The sequence below is a fragment of the Enterobacter cloacae complex sp. P2B genome (genome assembly GCF_014895985.1).
Taxonomy (GTDB): domain Bacteria; phylum Pseudomonadota; class Gammaproteobacteria; order Enterobacterales; family Enterobacteriaceae; genus Enterobacter; species Enterobacter bugandensis.
This window is the reverse complement of sequence record NZ_JADBQQ010000002.1, coordinates 227,610-241,504: the sequence shown is the minus strand read 5'-3', so window position 1 is coordinate 241,504 and position 13,895 is coordinate 227,610. Positions and strand designations below refer to the sequence as shown.

Sequence of the window (13,895 nt, the reverse complement as noted above, 5' to 3'; positions counted from 1 at the left end):
CAATCAAATGCAACAACAGGAATCACCCATGAGCAAAGTATTAGTTTTGAAATCCAGTATTCTGGCAGGGTACTCTCAGTCTGGTCAGCTGTCTGATTACTTCGTTGAACAGTGGCGTGAACAGCATTCTGCAGACGAAATCACCGTGCGTGACCTGGCAGCAAACCCCATTCCTGTCCTGGACGGCGAGCTGGTTGGCGCGCTGCGCCCAAGCGATGCGCCACTGTCCCCGCGTCAGCAGGAAGCCCTGGCCCTGTCCGACGAGCTGATTGCTGAGCTGCAGGCGCACGACGTTATCGTCATCAACGCCCCAATGTACAACTTCAACATTCCTACCCAGCTGAAGAACTACTTCGACCTGGTGGCGCGCGCTGGCGTAACCTTCCGCTACACCGAGAACGGCCCGGAAGGTCTGGTAAAAGGCAAGCGTGCGATCGTCCTGACCAGCCGTGGCGGTATCCATAAAGATACCCCAACTGACCTGGTTGCGCCGTACCTGAGCCTGTTCCTGGGCTTCATCGGCATTACCGACGTGAACTTTGTGTTCGCGGAAGGTATCGCTTACGGTCCGGAAGTGGCGACCAAAGCACAGTCCGACGCGAAAGCCGCCATCGACAGCCTGGTAGCCGCGTAAGATTTCCCCCTCTCACCGCCCGGTGGGAGGGTTTTTCTTTTCCCCGCATTTCGCTATCATCCGCTTCCACTCTCCAGCCGGACGGCCTGATGTCTGCGATTATCGATTCTTTTATTGCCCCACCGTGTCACGACGACATTGAGATCCTCTGGCAGGATGAACATCTGCTGCTGATTAATAAGCCTTCTGGCCTGCTCAGCCTCTCGGGCAAAAACCCGCAAAACCTCGATTCTGTCCATTATCGTCTGGGCCAGACGTTCCCCGGCTGCACGCTGGTACATCGTCTGGATTTCGGCACGTCCGGGCTGATGGTGGTTGCGCGCAATAAGGCCATCAATGCGGCGCTTTGCCAGCAGTTCAGCCAGCGCAGCGTGGAGAAAGTCTACAGCGCCCTGCTTTATGGACATCTGGGAAACGATGAGGGAATAATAGACGCGCCCATTGCCAAAGACCCGGCGCTGTTCCCGCTGATGTCGATCTGCGCCATCAACGGTAAACCCGCCCGTTCCCGCTATCGGGTGGTGGAACGTTTTTTTCGGGGGACAGGAGTGCCGTTAACGCGGGTGGAACTGACGCCGGAAACCGGGCGAACCCACCAGCTGCGCATCCACTGCCAACAGCTGGGGCACCCTATTCTGGGCTGCGATCTGTATGGCGGTCTTGACGCGCCGGGGGCTAAGGAAACGCCCCGGCTGATGCTGCATGCCAGCGAGCTGAATTTTATTCATCCCGTGAGCGGAGAGCCGGTTAACGCCCGCCACGCCGCCCCGTTTTGAACGCGGTTTACCACATCAAATCGTCAGGAATTTTGAAGTCCGCGTACGGATCGTCTTCGTCCTGCTCTTCCTGACTGAGCGTGCTGTTTAACACGATGCTGTCGGCATCGCGCTGGGCAATTTTATCAGCCACCACCGCCGGAATGATCGCGTATTCACAATCGCCGTTTGCATTGAGCACCAGGCGCGCAATGGCCAGACGGCCGTTGATCAGCTGGGTTTGCGTCTGCTTGTCGACCTCAATTTTTTTGATCAGATTACCGTCGGTGAAGTTAAAGGTGATGTTACCCTTCGCCACGGTGATGCGGTTCATCTCGATCAGCTGCTTCACCTGCGCTTTAAACTCTTTAGCGAGTACGGCCTGCTTCTGCTGCTCGCTCAGCAGCTTGTCACGCTCGATCTGCGCCTTCTTATTCTCTTCTACCGCTTCCCGAGCCTCACGTGCCTGAACGCGTGATTTCTTTGCCGTGCGCTGCACTTTCGCCGCTTTCTTGCTGCTGACCAGGCCCGCTTTCAGCATCTGCTCTTGTAAGGTGAGTTTTGTCATGATCGTTTCTAAACCGGTTGGAAATTTTGGGGATTATAGCGGGAATTGGGGATGGTGTACCAGAGAAGCAGATATGGCGTTTAGCTGCCTGAATCTGGTTCATTATTGATTCAACATATACTCACGCTAACGCCTAAAAAAATGGTTAAAAATTGCCAGGTTATTTTCTTAAAAAAAATGAGCAGTTCATAAATTTGATGTGGTTTGAATATCTGTGTTCGCTTCAGGCGTAGGCTGCTTTTTCTTATTAAAGAATGAAAAAATATGCCCTTGAAAGAAACAATGTTGCTTAACGATAAGGATTCGGCATGTTCCGACTCTACCGGTCACATGATTTAACACGGCAATTAAGCCCTGGAGATTTTCAATACATTCTCACGCCAGCAGGTTCGCTGAAAGAGGCATGTATACATTATGATCTGTCTTATGAAGCGAACGGTCAAAGCCTCTCTTTTGGTCTTCCCAAAAAAATATACAGCGTGTTCCCATATAAAAGGCCGTATGAGCGAAAAGGTCGCGGCTACGCAGATCCGATTTATGATGAAGTTGAGCAAGAGCTGCAAATTGGCTGGCTTGTTGGTGTAGATACCTCCAGGCGCTGGAGCAGCGACCGGAATCCATTTTACATCGACGACAACGGCGATCTGATGTTTACTCCAACAGCCTCATCCTGGCATGCATGGTATAAGGACGAAATCATGAGTGCCTACCGGCACGTTATTGCCGATCGGCAAGGCAGGAAGCCTGCCCCCACTCAACGGATACATTATGATTATTACGGACCAACAACTGCACGATCGGGGAAAACGCTGAACAGTAAAACCGTTGGCCGCCTGCTGGCCGCTGGCGGTGTATATAACGGCAACATTGAAGGGTTTCATGAAACCGCGCAGCAGCTTGGCGGTGATGCTCCAGCGGGTTACGATCAAGTGATGAATAACAAAGGGTTAATTATTACGGGTGCCTCTATTGCAGCAGGATTAACAATGGGCAGGTTGAATCCTCTAAGCGAGATAGATGAAATATCGGGTCTCAGTAAAATACCAACGTTTGAAAGCCCATATGTAAAAGGTTTCACATCTGAAAGCGGTACGTTAGTGAACGCTGAACACGCCATTATCGATCCGAAAAAGCTCGCCACCTATGCTTTAGATTCAACACATCCTACAGGTGGGCACAAAGCCAGGGTGTTTGAGTCAGCGCTGGGATACAACCCAACTAATGCAGATGTTTTAGCAGCAAGAATTCAGGAAGGCGTATTATCGGTCCCAGCAAAAGTGTTGCAGGCCAACAATTACGGTCAAACAATGGCTGTCGATATGCCCATTTTAGGCGTCAACGGTGAAACAGCGATCGTGCGTACAGGCTGGATGTATGAAACTGACGCGCTAGTTCCTCGCCTGACAACCCTATTCGTTAAATGAGAAAACAAAAATGAAAAGAGCCGAATTAGACGTTGTGGTTTTAGACGAGGATTTACCTGATGAAGGACTGGTAAAAGGGGCTGTTGGTACGATTGTTATGGTTTTCGATACCCCGACACTGGGCTATCTTGTCGAATTTTGTGACGAGGAAGGAAGAACAATAGCAATGCCTGCTTTGCTACCCGCTCAGCTAAAGAGTTATTTCATTCCTGGCACCCTCAAAACGCGGTTGGTTCGCCCCGAATAAAGCGTGGTTGAAAGCGTAAGCCTGCAGTATGAAATAATTACCTGGCGCATCGCCGCTGGGAACATCATGCACAGCGACGCCTGGGACGAACGTCCTACAGCATAGCCCAAAGGGGCCCGATGCCCCTTACTCTTTCACTTCCCTGCCTGAAGCAATCTGAAGTTTCCACTCAGCGTCTCCCTGTTCATGAACTTCCCTCATGTTGCATTGAAATTAAGTCACTTCCCCTGCGCCGCGGGCTCAGGCATAAATTATGCATTAGTAACTTCTTAGCAACATGAACTTAGGATGCATAACCACAATGAGCAAAGCTTTCACATATACCCTTAAGCGCAGTTGCTTCGATGAGAATTACAATCCGTCAGAAAATACGCGTACAACCACCAACTTTGCCAACCTGGCGCGTGGGGAAAAACGTCAGGAAAACCTGCGCAATACGCTGGTGATGATCAACAACCGCTTTAACGCCCTGGCGCGCTGGGATAACCCGACCGCCGATCGCTACGCGGTTGAGCTTGAAATCATCTCTGTCGATTTGAACATTGGCGCGGAAAAGCCGTTCCCGGCCATCGAGATTTTGCAGACGTATATTGTCGACAAAAAAAATAACCAGCGTATCGCAGGCATTGTCGGGAATAACTTCTCCTCTTACGTGCGGGATTATGATTTCAGCGTCCTGCTGCTGGAGCACAACAAGAACCAGCAGCACTTCAGTATTCCGGAAAAGTTTGGCGAACTGCACGGCAATATTTTCCGCCATTTTGTGAACTCGCCGGAATACAAAGAGAACTTCAGAAAGGGCCCGGTGATCTGCCTGAGCGTCTCGAGCAAAGACACCTATCGCCGCACCGGTAACCAGCACCCTGTTCTGGGTATTGAGTACGCGCCGGATGGCGAATCGTTAACGGAACTGTACTTCGCCAAAATGGGCCTGAAGGTCCGCTACTTCATGCCTGAGAACAGCGTGGCGCCTTTCGCGTTCTTCTTTACCGGAGACTTGCTGAGCGATTACACCGATCTGGAACTGATCGGCACCATCAGCACGATGGAGACGTTCCAGAAAATCTATCGCCCGGAAATTTATAACGCGAACTCGGCGGCGGGACTGTTTTATCGCCCGGACCTGAACCAGCAGGATCATTCATTAACCAAAATTGTTTATGACCGCGAAGAGCGAAGCCGGTTGGCGATTGAACAGGGTCGATTTACCGAAGAATATTTCATTAAGCCTTATAAACACATTCTCGAGCAGTGGTCTGATAACTACACGCTTTAATTCATCAAAAAAGGTCTTTTATTATGAAAACATTGCTCCCGACGTCTACGGCTGGCAGCCTGCCTAAGCCGACCTGGCTTGCGCAACCTGAAACGCTCTGGTCTCCGTGGAAACTGGAGGATCAGGAATTACTGGCGGGTAAACAGGATGCACTGCGCCTGTCTCTTGACGAGCAGATCCGTGCGGGAATCGATATTGTCAGCGACGGGGAACAGACCCGTCAGCACTTCGTCACCACCTTTATTGAACACCTGAGCGGCGTCGATTTTGAAAATCGCCAAACCGTGCGCATTCGTAACCGCTACGACGCCAGCGTGCCGACCGTGGTTTCTGCCGTTGCGCGTCAGAAGCCGGTATTCGTGGACGATGCAAAGTACCTGCGCCAGCTCACGGACAAGCCGATCAAATGGGCCCTGCCTGGGCCAATGACCATGATCGATACCCTTTACGACGCGCATTATAAAAGCCGTGAAAAGCTGGCCTGGGAATTCGCCAAAATCCTCAACCAGGAAGCGCGTGAATTAGAAGCCGCGGGCGTGGATATTATCCAGTTCGACGAGCCGGCGTTTAACGTCTTTTTTGATGAGGTCAACGACTGGGGTATCGCCGCGCTCGAGCGCGCCATTGAGGGTCTGAAATGCGAAACCGCGGTACACATCTGCTACGGCTACGGCATCAAGGCCAATACCGACTGGAAAAAGACGCTCGGCTCAGAATGGCGCCAGTATGAAGAGGCCTTCCCTAAGCTGCAAACCTCTAACATCGACATCATCTCCCTGGAGTGCCACAACTCCCGCGTTCCGATGGATCTGCTGGAGCTGATTCGCGGTAAAAAGGTGATGGTTGGGGCGATTGACGTGGCAACCAACACCGTCGAAACGCCAGAAGAGGTCGCCGACACCCTGCGTAAAGCGCTGCAGTTCGTCGACGCCGACAAGCTTTACCCCTCAACCAACTGCGGCATGGCTCCCCTCTCCCGTCAGGTGGCTAACGGTAAGCTGAAAGCGCTCAGCGCCGGCGCAGAAATTATCCGCAAGGAGCTCGGCGCGTAATTGCCTTACGTTTGCCAGTACGGCGGCGAGCCGAAAAACGCCACGTAATAATCAATCACCGCCCTGACGTTCAGGGGCGGATGACGTGCGTGAGGATAGATCGCCGCAATATTCAGCGGCTCCGTATTGATAGCGCACGCCATTTCCGGCATAAGTGCGACCAGCGCCCCCCGCTGCAGCCTGTCGCCAATCAGCCAGTCCGGAAACAGGACGATCCCCATTCCACCCAGCGCGGCAATGAGCAGCGACTCCGCATTATTGGACGTCATCAGCGGCGCGACGGGATAGTGCACCCAATTTTCCCCCTTGCGTCGCACAAGCCAGCGATTAGGGCCAGACGAACCGCGATACACCAGGCATTTATGCTGGCTTAGCTCGGCCGGGTCGGCCGGTACGCCGTGTTGACGCAGATACGCGGGTGACGCGGCAAGATGGTAGCGCTGCTGCCCGAAGATGCGGGCGTGGAACGTCGAGTCCGTCAGGGTGCCGATGCGAAAGATGAGGTCGGCAGCATCCCGGTGCGGGTCGATAAAGTCATCGGTCAGCGTCAGCTCTATGGTTAACCGTGGATAACGCTCGGCCAGGCCTGCCAGGCCGGGTGCAACGTGCCTCTGTCCAAAAAAAACCGGCCCGTTAATGCGTACCGTGCCGGAGGGTTCGGTCGAACGTTCATCCAGCTCCCGACGCGCCTCTTCGAAGTTATCGACCATCGCCCGGGCATAGCGGAGAAAAAGATGCCCGTTTTCCGTGGGGATCACCGCCCGGGTATTGCGATAGAACAGCTGCTGGCCGAGCGCGTCCTCAAGCTGATGAATAATCCGCGACACCTGCGAGGCAGAAATTCCCTCCCGTCGCGCAACGACGGAAAAGTTCTGCGTTTCATAGACGGCAATAAACAGCAGCAGTGAGCGAAGGTTCATGCTTCCGGCATCTGACATTAATGCATTTCCTGCAAAGGTGTTTCCTGCATTATGGCATTTTTCTCACATGTCTACCGACGTAATCTTCTTCGCCTGAAAATGGAGGAAGCATAATGCAGTTTGTATTGATTTTACTGGTGATTGCCGGCGGGATGGGCCTCTCCGTCGAGGCGGGTTTGCTGGGGCCGTTAGGGGGAGAAGTAGGCGATTTATGGGCCACGTTCAGCATTTTCGGGGTCGGCGCCGCGCTGACCTTTCTGCTGATGCTGTTTTTCAGCCCGCGCAACGGTCCGTCGTTTTTCGCACAGCCCGGCTGGCAGCTGCTTGGCGGCGTGCTGGGTCCTGTTTACGTTGTCATTCTGACTATCGCCACCCCCGCTATCGGCATCGCTCTGACGATGATCGGCATTCTGGCAGGTCAGGTTTTTAAGAGCCTGATCATTGACCACTTTGGCCTGCTGGGTACGCCGCACAGGAAGATAAACGCAAGACGCATCGTGGCGCTGGTTTTTATTATTGCCGCACTGGTACTGGTCGCAAAGGGGTAAACACATGACACTGATGATGATAATTCTGGCCATCTGCGGCGGCGCGACGCTGAGCATACAGGCCGCAATTAACGGACAGCTCGGCAGCAGCGTGGGCGTTTTCAAGAGCGCGTTTCTGACGTTTTCCGTCGGCGCGCTGGTGACCGCCCTGCTCATTTTCTTCTTTGAGCCTAAGCAGACGGTCACGCTGCTGGACGTGCCGAAATGGCAGCTTCTCGGGGCGATGTTCGGCGTGCCCTACATTGTGATCATGGTGCTCGCCGTGCAGCGCATCGGCACCGCCGTCGCCACGGTGGCGGTGATATTCGGCCAGCTCGCCATGAGCATGCTGATAGATAACTTTGGCTGGTTGAACAATCCCGCTATTCCGTTTTCACCGAGCCGTCTGGGCGCGGTGGTGTGCCTGGGGATTGCCCTGTACTTCATTTACTCCAGCAGCAAAACCGGCTATGTTCGCGACTAAGCTTCCGTATTCCGGGTAAAGAACAGCGTCACCGTGGCGACGGTGACGCCAAATTTCTTCATCTCGGTTTTATTGAACAGATGCGTCTCATCCTGCAGGTACATCCAGTCATCAAAGTTCAGCAGCCACGTTTTGCCGTTGGCCTTCACGTTCATGCTGTAATGCCAGTTAAAGGCGTTCCCTGCGGCCTGCCCGGTGGCAACCCCTTCAATATCACCTGCCGTTCCCTCGTAGCGGTCGTTCCCCACGCGGCGAATGTGCCATACCCGCTGCTGCTTCTCGCCGTCGTCGTAAACGAAACGCTCGTTCAGCGTCAGCGTATCGCCGATGACGTCCCCGGCAATCTCAACGTGAAAGCGGCGGATCTGCTTGCCGCTGCGATCCTGCACCATGCCCCACGCTTCGGTTTTGCCCTGGAAGTAGTGGAAGATATCAAGCCGCGGCTGCTGCTGGCGATACTCGGACACCTCCGTACTGCAGCCGGCCAGCAGCATCGTGAATGCCAGCGCCAGCGTCAGGATTCGTTTCATTTTTTGCCTCCGATTAGCTGCTGACGCAGCTCAGGATATTGCGTGCGGGGATCGAGCCAGATGGCCAGAAAGCGGGTGCTGAACGCTTCTGACTGGCGCGGACCGAGCGGAATAAAAGATTTTTGCGCCGACGACGCGCGGTACCAGAACTGCCCCTGCTTATCGTTGAGAACAAACGCCAGCTGTGAACCCGGTCGGACATCCGGCCACAGGGACTGGAGCATCCTTAGCCAGGCTTCACTTTGCGGTTCCTGCGTCAGGATCCCCTGCGCCTGCCACTGGTCGCGGGTCGCCTCAACCAGTTCATCGCGATCTATGTCGCGCGCGTAGGTAATAATCAGCGCCTGATCCTGATCGTCCCGGCTGTAACGGCCATCCGGCGTGCGGAGCTGAGAGGTATAGACCGTGAACGGCCCCCAGGTGAGCGTGGCGTCGCCCACCTTGCGCCAGGCCAGCCAGTCGGCGGCCTGAGCACCAGGAACAACCAGCATGAGCCAAAACAGCAGAACCGCAGCCCTCATTTTTGTCTCCCCATCAGCAGGTGGAAAAACAGCATCAGCACCAGCCAGCCCGGCGCCATCCAGCTGACGACGATAAAGGTCGGCTCCAGAAACGTGATGGCGCCCAACCGCTCGCCAATCAGGTAGGCCACCGGGCCTCCCACGGCCGCCAGCAGGGTCAGCAGCCAGCCGGGTAACGTGGTTGTACGCGCAAGCTGCGTCCAGACCACGGCGAACATCAGCCACAATGCCACCATCCATAGCGGCATCAGGGAGTCGCCCGTGAAGGCAATCAGCCCCGTCAGCGCCCAGAGCGCATCCAGCAGGCTGCCCGCCGCGGCCAGCACAATGGCGTAAAGACGGTATGCTGACGGCAAGAGCAAGCACGCCAGGATCGCCAGCCCGAGCCAGATAATCAGGCCCTGTTCGCGAAACAGCACTACCAGCGCCCAGTAGAGATCGAACGCGACGGCCAGCAGAAAGACCTGAAGGTAGCGTCTCATACGCGCTCGGCGGTCAGCTGCACCACGCTGATGGTGCGGGCGTTAAACCCGGCTTCGCAGTAGCCGAAGTAGTACAGCCACATGCGGCGGAACCGTTCATCAAAGCCAAGCTTTTCAATCTCCTGCCAGGCGTGGACAAAGCGCTGCCGCCAGTGGGCCAGTGTGCGGGCGTAGTCCGGCCCCATGTCGAAGAGATTGCGCACCACAAAATCGGTGTGGCGCGTCATCAGCTCGTTCATCGCCGTAATGCTCGGCAGGAAGCCGCCGGGGAAAATATAGCGCTGGATAAAATCGACGCTTTTGCTGTAGTCGCGGTAGCGCTGGTCCTGAATGGTGATGGCCTGAATCGCCATCCGTCCACCGGGGCGCAGCCGCGCCTGACAGGTACGGAAGAACGTGGGCAGATAGCGTTGCCCGACGGCTTCAATCATCTCTATCGAGACCAGCTTGTCGTACTGCCCGGTGAGGTCGCGATAGTCGCAGAGCAGTACCTCAACCCGATCCTGCAGCCCGGCGCGGGCAATGCGCTCGGTCGCCCAGATATATTGCTCCTGCGACAGCGTGGTGGTGGTCACCCGACAGCCGTAGTGACGGGCGGCGTATTCCGCCATCGCCCCCCAGCCGGTGCCAATTTCCAGCAGGTGATCATCCGGGTTTAGTGACAGCTGGTCGCACAGGCGAGCCATTTTGGCCTGCTGAGCCGCCGTCAGATCCTGCTCGTCCGCGGTAAACAGCGCGCTGGAGTAAAGCAGTTCCTTATCCAGAAAATGGGCATAGAAAGCGTTGCCCAGATCGTAATGGGCGGCAATATTTTCGCGGGCCTGGGCGCGAGAGTTGCGCCGCGTCCAGTGGCGCAGCCGCTCCAGCGGTCGGCCAAGCAGCCGAAACCCGTTCTCCAGACGACCAAGCACCTCGCCGTTGAGGGCCAGAATTTGCAGAAGCGGCGTAAGCTGCGCGGTCTCCCATTCGCCGTCCATCCAGGCTTCTGCGGCGGCAAGGCTTCCGCCCGTTAAGACGCGCCAGTAGACGCCGGGCGTGAGGATCTGCACGTCGGCGTGCAGCGCGGAGGATGTCTCACCAAAATGGAAGGTCTGCGCCCCTTCACGCAGGGTGAGTGAGCCGCCGCGAATGCCGCTTAACAGACGAAACAGCAGCCATCGCGCGATGCGGACGTTGCGCGGGATATCGGGTTCTAGCGCAAAGACGGGATCGGTCATGAGCGTTCACTCCTGCTGACGGGATGGTTATACAGCGGCACGCGCTTGAGCCATAGCCTCAGCGCCTGCCAGTAAATGGCGAAAACGGTTTTCAGAGTCATCAGCGGGATGCGCAGCAGCAGCGCGCGCAGCGCCGGGCGGGTCAGAGGCTCCCGGCGCAGGGCCAGCGTGGCGTCAAAGACCTTCGCCTCCTGATGATTTTCAATGTGCATATGCAGCGTGTTGTCCGGGTTGTTGAAGCGCCAGTGGTAGACCATGTCCATCGGGTTGAAGGGGGAAACGTGAAACGCTTTCTCCGTGGGCCGGGCATGTTGCCCGTCGACCGCGTAATAATGGCGCTCGTTCCACGGCGTGTTGCGCACCTCCGCCAACACCCAGCGAAGCGTGTTTTCCTGGTCATAGCAGTAGTAAAAATTGACCGGATTGAAATGAAACCCGAAGTAGCGCAGCTGCGTCAGAAGCATGACCCGCCCTGCGGGACGTTCCCCGGTCAGGCTCTCCAGCCTGTTCAGCACGTTCTCTTTAAGCGGCGTGCCGAGCGGATAGTCCGCGTCATGGAACGCGGCGGCGGCAAAGCGGTTGCGCCGCACGCCGACGGACGCCAGCAGCGGCAGTTCATCAAGATCCAGCCAGGCCATAAAAACGCCGTAGCTGAATTCATGCGTTTTCGGCTGAAGGCGGCGGTGGCGCAATACGCCGTGATAGAGGCAGCTGTTCATGTCAGTTCCCCTCCCCGGCGGCTATTTCATTGACCACGTCCAGCGCGCTGCGCACGCCGTCTTCATGGAAACCGTTGTACCAGTAAGCGCCGCAGAACCAGCTCCGGTGATGACCGTTGATCTCCCCACGGCGCGCCTGCGCACGCCAGCTTTGCGGGTTAAACAGCGGATGTTCATAGACAAAGCGTTGCAGAACGAAGCGTTCATCCACCGGCGCGTCCGGGTTCAGGGTGACGCAGAACAGTGGGCTGCCCGCAGGCAGACCCTGCAGAAAGTTCATGTTGTAGGTGACGCAGGCGCTGGCCTGCTCCTGCGCGCTCAGGCGGTAGTTCCAGCTGGCCCAGGCGCGCTGCCGCACCGGCAGCCAGCGCGGATCGCTGTGCAAAACAACCTCGTTGCGCTGCCAGCCGATATCGCCCAGCACTTCGCGCTCCGCGGGCGTAGGATCCTCAAGCATCTCCAGGGCAGCGGCGGAGTGGCAGGCAAATATCACCTGGTCGAAGGTGTGGCTGCCGTTTTCAAGCTGAAGCGTGGCCCCGCGCGCGTGGCGGCTCACCCGCAGAACAGGCGTGTTCAGATGCAGCGTCAGGCGGTCGCCCAGTATTTGCAGCATGGCGCGGATATACTCCCGCGAGCCGCCCGGCACCACGTACCACTGCGGACGCTGGGTGATATCCAGCAGGCCGTGGTGATGAAAGAAGCGCAGGAAGAGCGGCAGCGGGAAACGCTTCATCTCCTGCAGCGACGACGACCAGATCGCGGCCCCCATCGGCAGAATGTAGTGGCGCGCAAAAAACGGCGTGAAGCCGTGCTGGTCCAGAAACGTCTGCAGCGTGGCGTTCGGATCGACTTCCCCTTCAAGGGCCTGTTTCGCCAGGCGGTTAAAGCGGACGATGTCACCGAGCAGCCGCCAGAATGCCGGATTCACCAGGTTTCGGCGCTGGGCAAACAGCGACGTCAGGGTGTGGCCGTTGTACTCAAGCCCCGTCTCGGGGTTGTGTACTGAAAAGCTCATCTGTGTTTTTTGCCCGCTGATGCCGAGCTCGCTGAGCAGGCCCATAAAGCGCGGGTAGGTGCGGTCGTTGTAGACAATAAACCCGGTATCGATCGCGTATGTGCCCTGGGGCGTTGAGACGTCAACCGTCGCGGTATGGCCGCCGGGCGTGGTGCCCGCTTCAAACAGGGTTACCTGATGATGCCCTGCCAGCCGCCAGGCGCAGGTCAACCCGGCGATGCCGCTGCCGATAATTGCAATGTTCATGAGCGCACCATCCTGCGCAGCAGCGTGCGCTGCAAAAATGCGGGCAGCCCGGAGAGCAGCCGCAAAATAAGGCCAAACCCGGCCGGAAACGCGATATGCATTTTGCCCTTTGCCAGCCCGGTACGGATCGCCTTTACCGCTTCGTCAACGCTCACCCTACCCGGCATGGCAAAATCGTTTTTGCGCGTCAGTGGGGTATCGACAAATCCCGGAGAGACGACCGTCACGGCAATCCCCTTTGGCTCCCAGTCCAGACGCAGACTGTCGGCAAACCAGCTCAGCGCCGCTTTGGACGCGCCGTAGGCCTCTGCCCGCGGGAAGGGAAGCCAGTGAGCCATCGAGCTCACCAGCACCACGCGGTTACCGGCAACCAGCTGCGGCTGCAGCGCGGCCAGGCAGTTCACTGGCCCGAGAAAATTGGTGGTCATGACCCGCTCCACCAGCGCCGCATCCACCACGCCGCCGTCGAGATATTCGCAGGTACCGGCGCATAGAATAACCAGATCGGCGTAAACGCCGCTCAGCGCCTGGCGACAGGCGTCCCTGTCTGTCATATCGAACGGGTGAACGGTGAGATTGGGGCAGGTCTGATGTAGCGCTTCAAGCCGCGCCGGATCGCGCCCGCAGGCAATCACGTGGTAGCCGTCAGCGGCAAAGGACTTCGCCAGCCCCGCGCCGATGCCAGAGCTTGCGCCGGTAACCAGCACCGTCTTCATGATTTGACCCTCCGCTTCACGCCGCGTACCGCCCAGCCCAGCAGAGGGAGGTGTTCGTAGATCATCTCTCCTGCATCGTAGAAGTCCCGCTGACGCGTGATGAGATTGTTTTCGGTGTCCACCACCGAACATCCGGGTAGTTCAAGCGGCTCGCCTCCGGCAATGCGCGGATGCGACCAGTGCATTACCCAGGTGACAACAAACCGGTTCCCGCTGCACAGTGGCGGATCGATGACAAAACGGCATTTCTCGACGTTTGCCAGCAGATGGGTGAAATAGCGCTGAAGCGCGAAAATACCGTTGTGCTCGCCGAACGGATCGATAAGGGTGGCATTCGAATGGTAAAGCCCGACCAGCGCGGTCGGCGGCTGGCTATCCATTGCGGCGTAGTACTCAATAAACCGACTCACGACAGAGGGCAAAGTGCTCATGGGTCACATCCTGGCTGTAAACAACGTGGCGTAATCGCATAATTAAAACTTACACAATTAACGTTATTTGTCCAAGTTTGTGCAAGTTTATTTTTTATTACCGATAAATATCAACAATTTGAAAACTCGAT

At 56.5% G+C, this 13,895-nt stretch carries 17 protein-coding genes and 2 pseudogenes; 9 read left to right on the top strand and 10 right to left on the bottom strand.

Annotated elements, in window-relative coordinates; all coding sequences use genetic code 11:
- The first annotated feature begins 28 nt into the window (after nt 1–28).
- Nucleotides 29–634 carry an FMN-dependent NADH-azoreductase gene (azoR, locus tag IM313_RS01875; protein ID WP_048998492.1) on the top strand — a complete coding sequence of 202 codons (606 nt, stop codon included), beginning with the start codon at nt 29–31 and terminating at the stop codon, nt 632–634.
- Nucleotides 635–723: 89 nt separating this feature from the next.
- Nucleotides 724–1,410 (top strand): RluA family pseudouridine synthase, encoded by a 687-nt coding sequence (locus IM313_RS01870; RefSeq protein WP_192971038.1) that lies wholly within the window; start codon nt 724–726, stop codon nt 1,408–1,410.
- A 7-nt stretch (nt 1,411–1,417) separates the two neighbouring features.
- On the opposite strand, the gene IM313_RS01865 is transcribed toward IM313_RS01870, so the two are convergent.
- Nucleotides 1,418–1,957: a DUF2058 domain-containing protein gene (locus IM313_RS01865; protein WP_049137897.1), complete on the bottom strand. Its 540-nt coding sequence runs from the start codon at nt 1,955–1,957 to the stop codon at nt 1,418–1,420.
- A gap of 308 nt (nt 1,958–2,265) precedes the next feature.
- On the opposite strand from IM313_RS01865, the gene IM313_RS01860 reads away from it, so the two are divergent.
- The 5 genes and pseudogenes from IM313_RS01860 (at nt 2,266) to IM313_RS01845 (ending at nt 5,956) form a co-directional block, all read left to right on the top strand.
- A complete protein-coding gene (locus tag IM313_RS01860; RefSeq protein ID WP_048998486.1) occupies nt 2,266–3,381 on the top strand; it encodes a DUF6883 domain-containing protein in 1,116 nt (371 codons plus the stop codon).
- A gap of 10 nt (nt 3,382–3,391) precedes the next feature.
- A pseudogene (locus tag IM313_RS01855) lies at nt 3,392–3,616 on the top strand (DUF4926 domain-containing protein); the annotation flags it as partial.
- A gap of 18 nt (nt 3,617–3,634) precedes the next feature.
- Nucleotides 3,635–3,733, top strand: a pseudogene (locus tag IM313_RS22490) (type VI secretion system tube protein Hcp); the annotation flags it as partial.
- 196 nt (nt 3,734–3,929) lie between these two features.
- Complete coding sequence (locus IM313_RS01850; RefSeq protein ID WP_048956426.1) at nt 3,930–4,904, top strand: DUF1852 domain-containing protein; 975 nt, start codon at nt 3,930–3,932, stop codon at nt 4,902–4,904.
- Between the two features lie 23 nt (nt 4,905–4,927).
- Nucleotides 4,928–5,956, top strand: a complete 1,029-nt coding sequence (locus IM313_RS01845; RefSeq protein ID WP_048998482.1) for a methionine synthase — start codon at nt 4,928–4,930, stop codon at nt 5,954–5,956.
- Nucleotides 5,957–5,961: 5 nt separating this feature from the next.
- On the opposite strand, the gene IM313_RS01840 is transcribed toward IM313_RS01845, so the two are convergent.
- Nucleotides 5,962–6,894: a LysR family transcriptional regulator gene (locus tag IM313_RS01840; RefSeq protein ID WP_192971037.1), complete on the bottom strand. Its 933-nt coding sequence runs from the start codon at nt 6,892–6,894 to the stop codon at nt 5,962–5,964.
- A gap of 95 nt (nt 6,895–6,989) precedes the next feature.
- On the opposite strand from IM313_RS01840, the gene IM313_RS01835 reads away from it, so the two are divergent.
- Both IM313_RS01835 and IM313_RS01830 read left to right on the top strand, forming a co-directional pair.
- Entirely contained in the window at nt 6,990–7,424 is a 435-nt protein-coding gene (locus IM313_RS01835; protein WP_028013065.1) for a DMT family transporter, read from the top strand.
- A gap of 4 nt (nt 7,425–7,428) precedes the next feature.
- Nucleotides 7,429–7,887, top strand: a complete 459-nt coding sequence (locus tag IM313_RS01830; RefSeq protein WP_192971036.1) for a DMT family transporter — start codon at nt 7,429–7,431, stop codon at nt 7,885–7,887.
- Here IM313_RS01830 and IM313_RS01825 read toward each other — a convergent pair.
- The 8 genes from IM313_RS01825 to IM313_RS01790 are packed head-to-tail and all read right to left on the bottom strand — an operon-like array spanning nt 7,884 to nt 13,764.
- Nucleotides 7,884–8,417 (bottom strand): DUF3833 domain-containing protein, encoded by a 534-nt coding sequence (locus tag IM313_RS01825; protein ID WP_028013063.1) that lies wholly within the window; start codon nt 8,415–8,417, stop codon nt 7,884–7,886. The two genes, IM313_RS01830 and IM313_RS01825, sit on opposite strands and share 4 nt — an antisense overlap.
- On the bottom strand, nt 8,414–8,938 hold the full coding sequence (locus IM313_RS01820) for a hypothetical protein (protein WP_063942507.1): 525 nt from the start codon (nt 8,936–8,938) through the stop codon (nt 8,414–8,416). The genes IM313_RS01825 and IM313_RS01820 overlap by 4 nt, the downstream gene beginning before the upstream one ends.
- Entirely contained in the window at nt 8,935–9,420 is a 486-nt protein-coding gene (locus IM313_RS01815) for a DUF2878 domain-containing protein (RefSeq protein WP_192971035.1), read from the bottom strand. The genes IM313_RS01820 and IM313_RS01815 overlap by 4 nt, the downstream gene beginning before the upstream one ends.
- Nucleotides 9,417–10,637 carry a cyclopropane-fatty-acyl-phospholipid synthase family protein gene (locus IM313_RS01810; RefSeq protein ID WP_192971034.1) on the bottom strand — a complete coding sequence of 407 codons (1,221 nt, stop codon included), beginning with the start codon at nt 10,635–10,637 and terminating at the stop codon, nt 9,417–9,419. The genes IM313_RS01815 and IM313_RS01810 overlap by 4 nt, the downstream gene beginning before the upstream one ends.
- On the bottom strand, nt 10,634–11,356 hold the full coding sequence (locus tag IM313_RS01805) for a DUF1365 domain-containing protein (protein WP_048960632.1): 723 nt from the start codon (nt 11,354–11,356) through the stop codon (nt 10,634–10,636). The genes IM313_RS01810 and IM313_RS01805 overlap by 4 nt, the downstream gene beginning before the upstream one ends.
- 1 nt (nt 11,357) lies before the next feature.
- Nucleotides 11,358–12,617: an NAD(P)/FAD-dependent oxidoreductase gene (locus IM313_RS01800; RefSeq protein ID WP_192971033.1), complete on the bottom strand. Its 1,260-nt coding sequence runs from the start codon at nt 12,615–12,617 to the stop codon at nt 11,358–11,360.
- Entirely contained in the window at nt 12,614–13,333 is a 720-nt protein-coding gene (locus tag IM313_RS01795) for an SDR family NAD(P)-dependent oxidoreductase (protein ID WP_192971032.1), read from the bottom strand. Before IM313_RS01795 ends, IM313_RS01800 begins: the two co-directional genes overlap by 4 nt.
- On the bottom strand, nt 13,330–13,764 hold the full coding sequence (locus IM313_RS01790; RefSeq protein ID WP_192971031.1) for a nuclear transport factor 2 family protein: 435 nt from the start codon (nt 13,762–13,764) through the stop codon (nt 13,330–13,332). Before IM313_RS01790 ends, IM313_RS01795 begins: the two co-directional genes overlap by 4 nt.
- Nucleotides 13,765–13,895: the final 131 nt, after the last annotated feature.

Excerpts from the sequence above, each read along its gene's own strand:
- IM313_RS01815 (WP_192971035.1), bottom strand. The coding sequence starts at position 9,420 with ATGAGACGCTACCTTCAGGTCTTTCTGCTGGCCGTCGCGTTCGATCTC.
- IM313_RS01790 (WP_192971031.1), bottom strand. The coding sequence starts at position 13,764 with ATGAGCACTTTGCCCTCTGTCGTGAGTCGGTTTATTGAGTACTACGCC.
- IM313_RS01825 (WP_028013063.1), bottom strand. The coding sequence starts at position 8,417 with ATGAAACGAATCCTGACGCTGGCGCTGGCATTCACGATGCTGCTGGCC.
- IM313_RS01835 (WP_028013065.1), top strand. The coding sequence starts at position 6,990 with ATGCAGTTTGTATTGATTTTACTGGTGATTGCCGGCGGGATGGGCCTC.
- IM313_RS01845 (WP_048998482.1), top strand. The coding sequence starts at position 4,928 with ATGAAAACATTGCTCCCGACGTCTACGGCTGGCAGCCTGCCTAAGCCG.
- IM313_RS01805 (WP_048960632.1), bottom strand. The coding sequence starts at position 11,356 with ATGAACAGCTGCCTCTATCACGGCGTATTGCGCCACCGCCGCCTTCAG.
- IM313_RS01870 (WP_192971038.1), top strand. The coding sequence starts at position 724 with ATGTCTGCGATTATCGATTCTTTTATTGCCCCACCGTGTCACGACGAC.
- IM313_RS01810 (WP_192971034.1), bottom strand. The coding sequence starts at position 10,637 with ATGACCGATCCCGTCTTTGCGCTAGAACCCGATATCCCGCGCAACGTC.
- IM313_RS01860 (WP_048998486.1), top strand. The coding sequence starts at position 2,266 with ATGTTCCGACTCTACCGGTCACATGATTTAACACGGCAATTAAGCCCT.
- IM313_RS01840 (WP_192971037.1), bottom strand. The coding sequence starts at position 6,894 with ATGTCAGATGCCGGAAGCATGAACCTTCGCTCACTGCTGCTGTTTATT.
- IM313_RS01800 (WP_192971033.1), bottom strand. The coding sequence starts at position 12,617 with ATGAACATTGCAATTATCGGCAGCGGCATCGCCGGGTTGACCTGCGCC.
- IM313_RS01865 (WP_049137897.1), bottom strand. The coding sequence starts at position 1,957 with ATGACAAAACTCACCTTACAAGAGCAGATGCTGAAAGCGGGCCTGGTC.
- IM313_RS01830 (WP_192971036.1), top strand. The coding sequence starts at position 7,429 with ATGACACTGATGATGATAATTCTGGCCATCTGCGGCGGCGCGACGCTG.
- IM313_RS01850 (WP_048956426.1), top strand. The coding sequence starts at position 3,930 with ATGAGCAAAGCTTTCACATATACCCTTAAGCGCAGTTGCTTCGATGAG.
- IM313_RS01820 (WP_063942507.1), bottom strand. The coding sequence starts at position 8,938 with ATGAGGGCTGCGGTTCTGCTGTTTTGGCTCATGCTGGTTGTTCCTGGT.
- IM313_RS01795 (WP_192971032.1), bottom strand. The coding sequence starts at position 13,333 with ATGAAGACGGTGCTGGTTACCGGCGCAAGCTCTGGCATCGGCGCGGGG.
- azoR (WP_048998492.1), top strand. The coding sequence starts at position 29 with ATGAGCAAAGTATTAGTTTTGAAATCCAGTATTCTGGCAGGGTACTCT.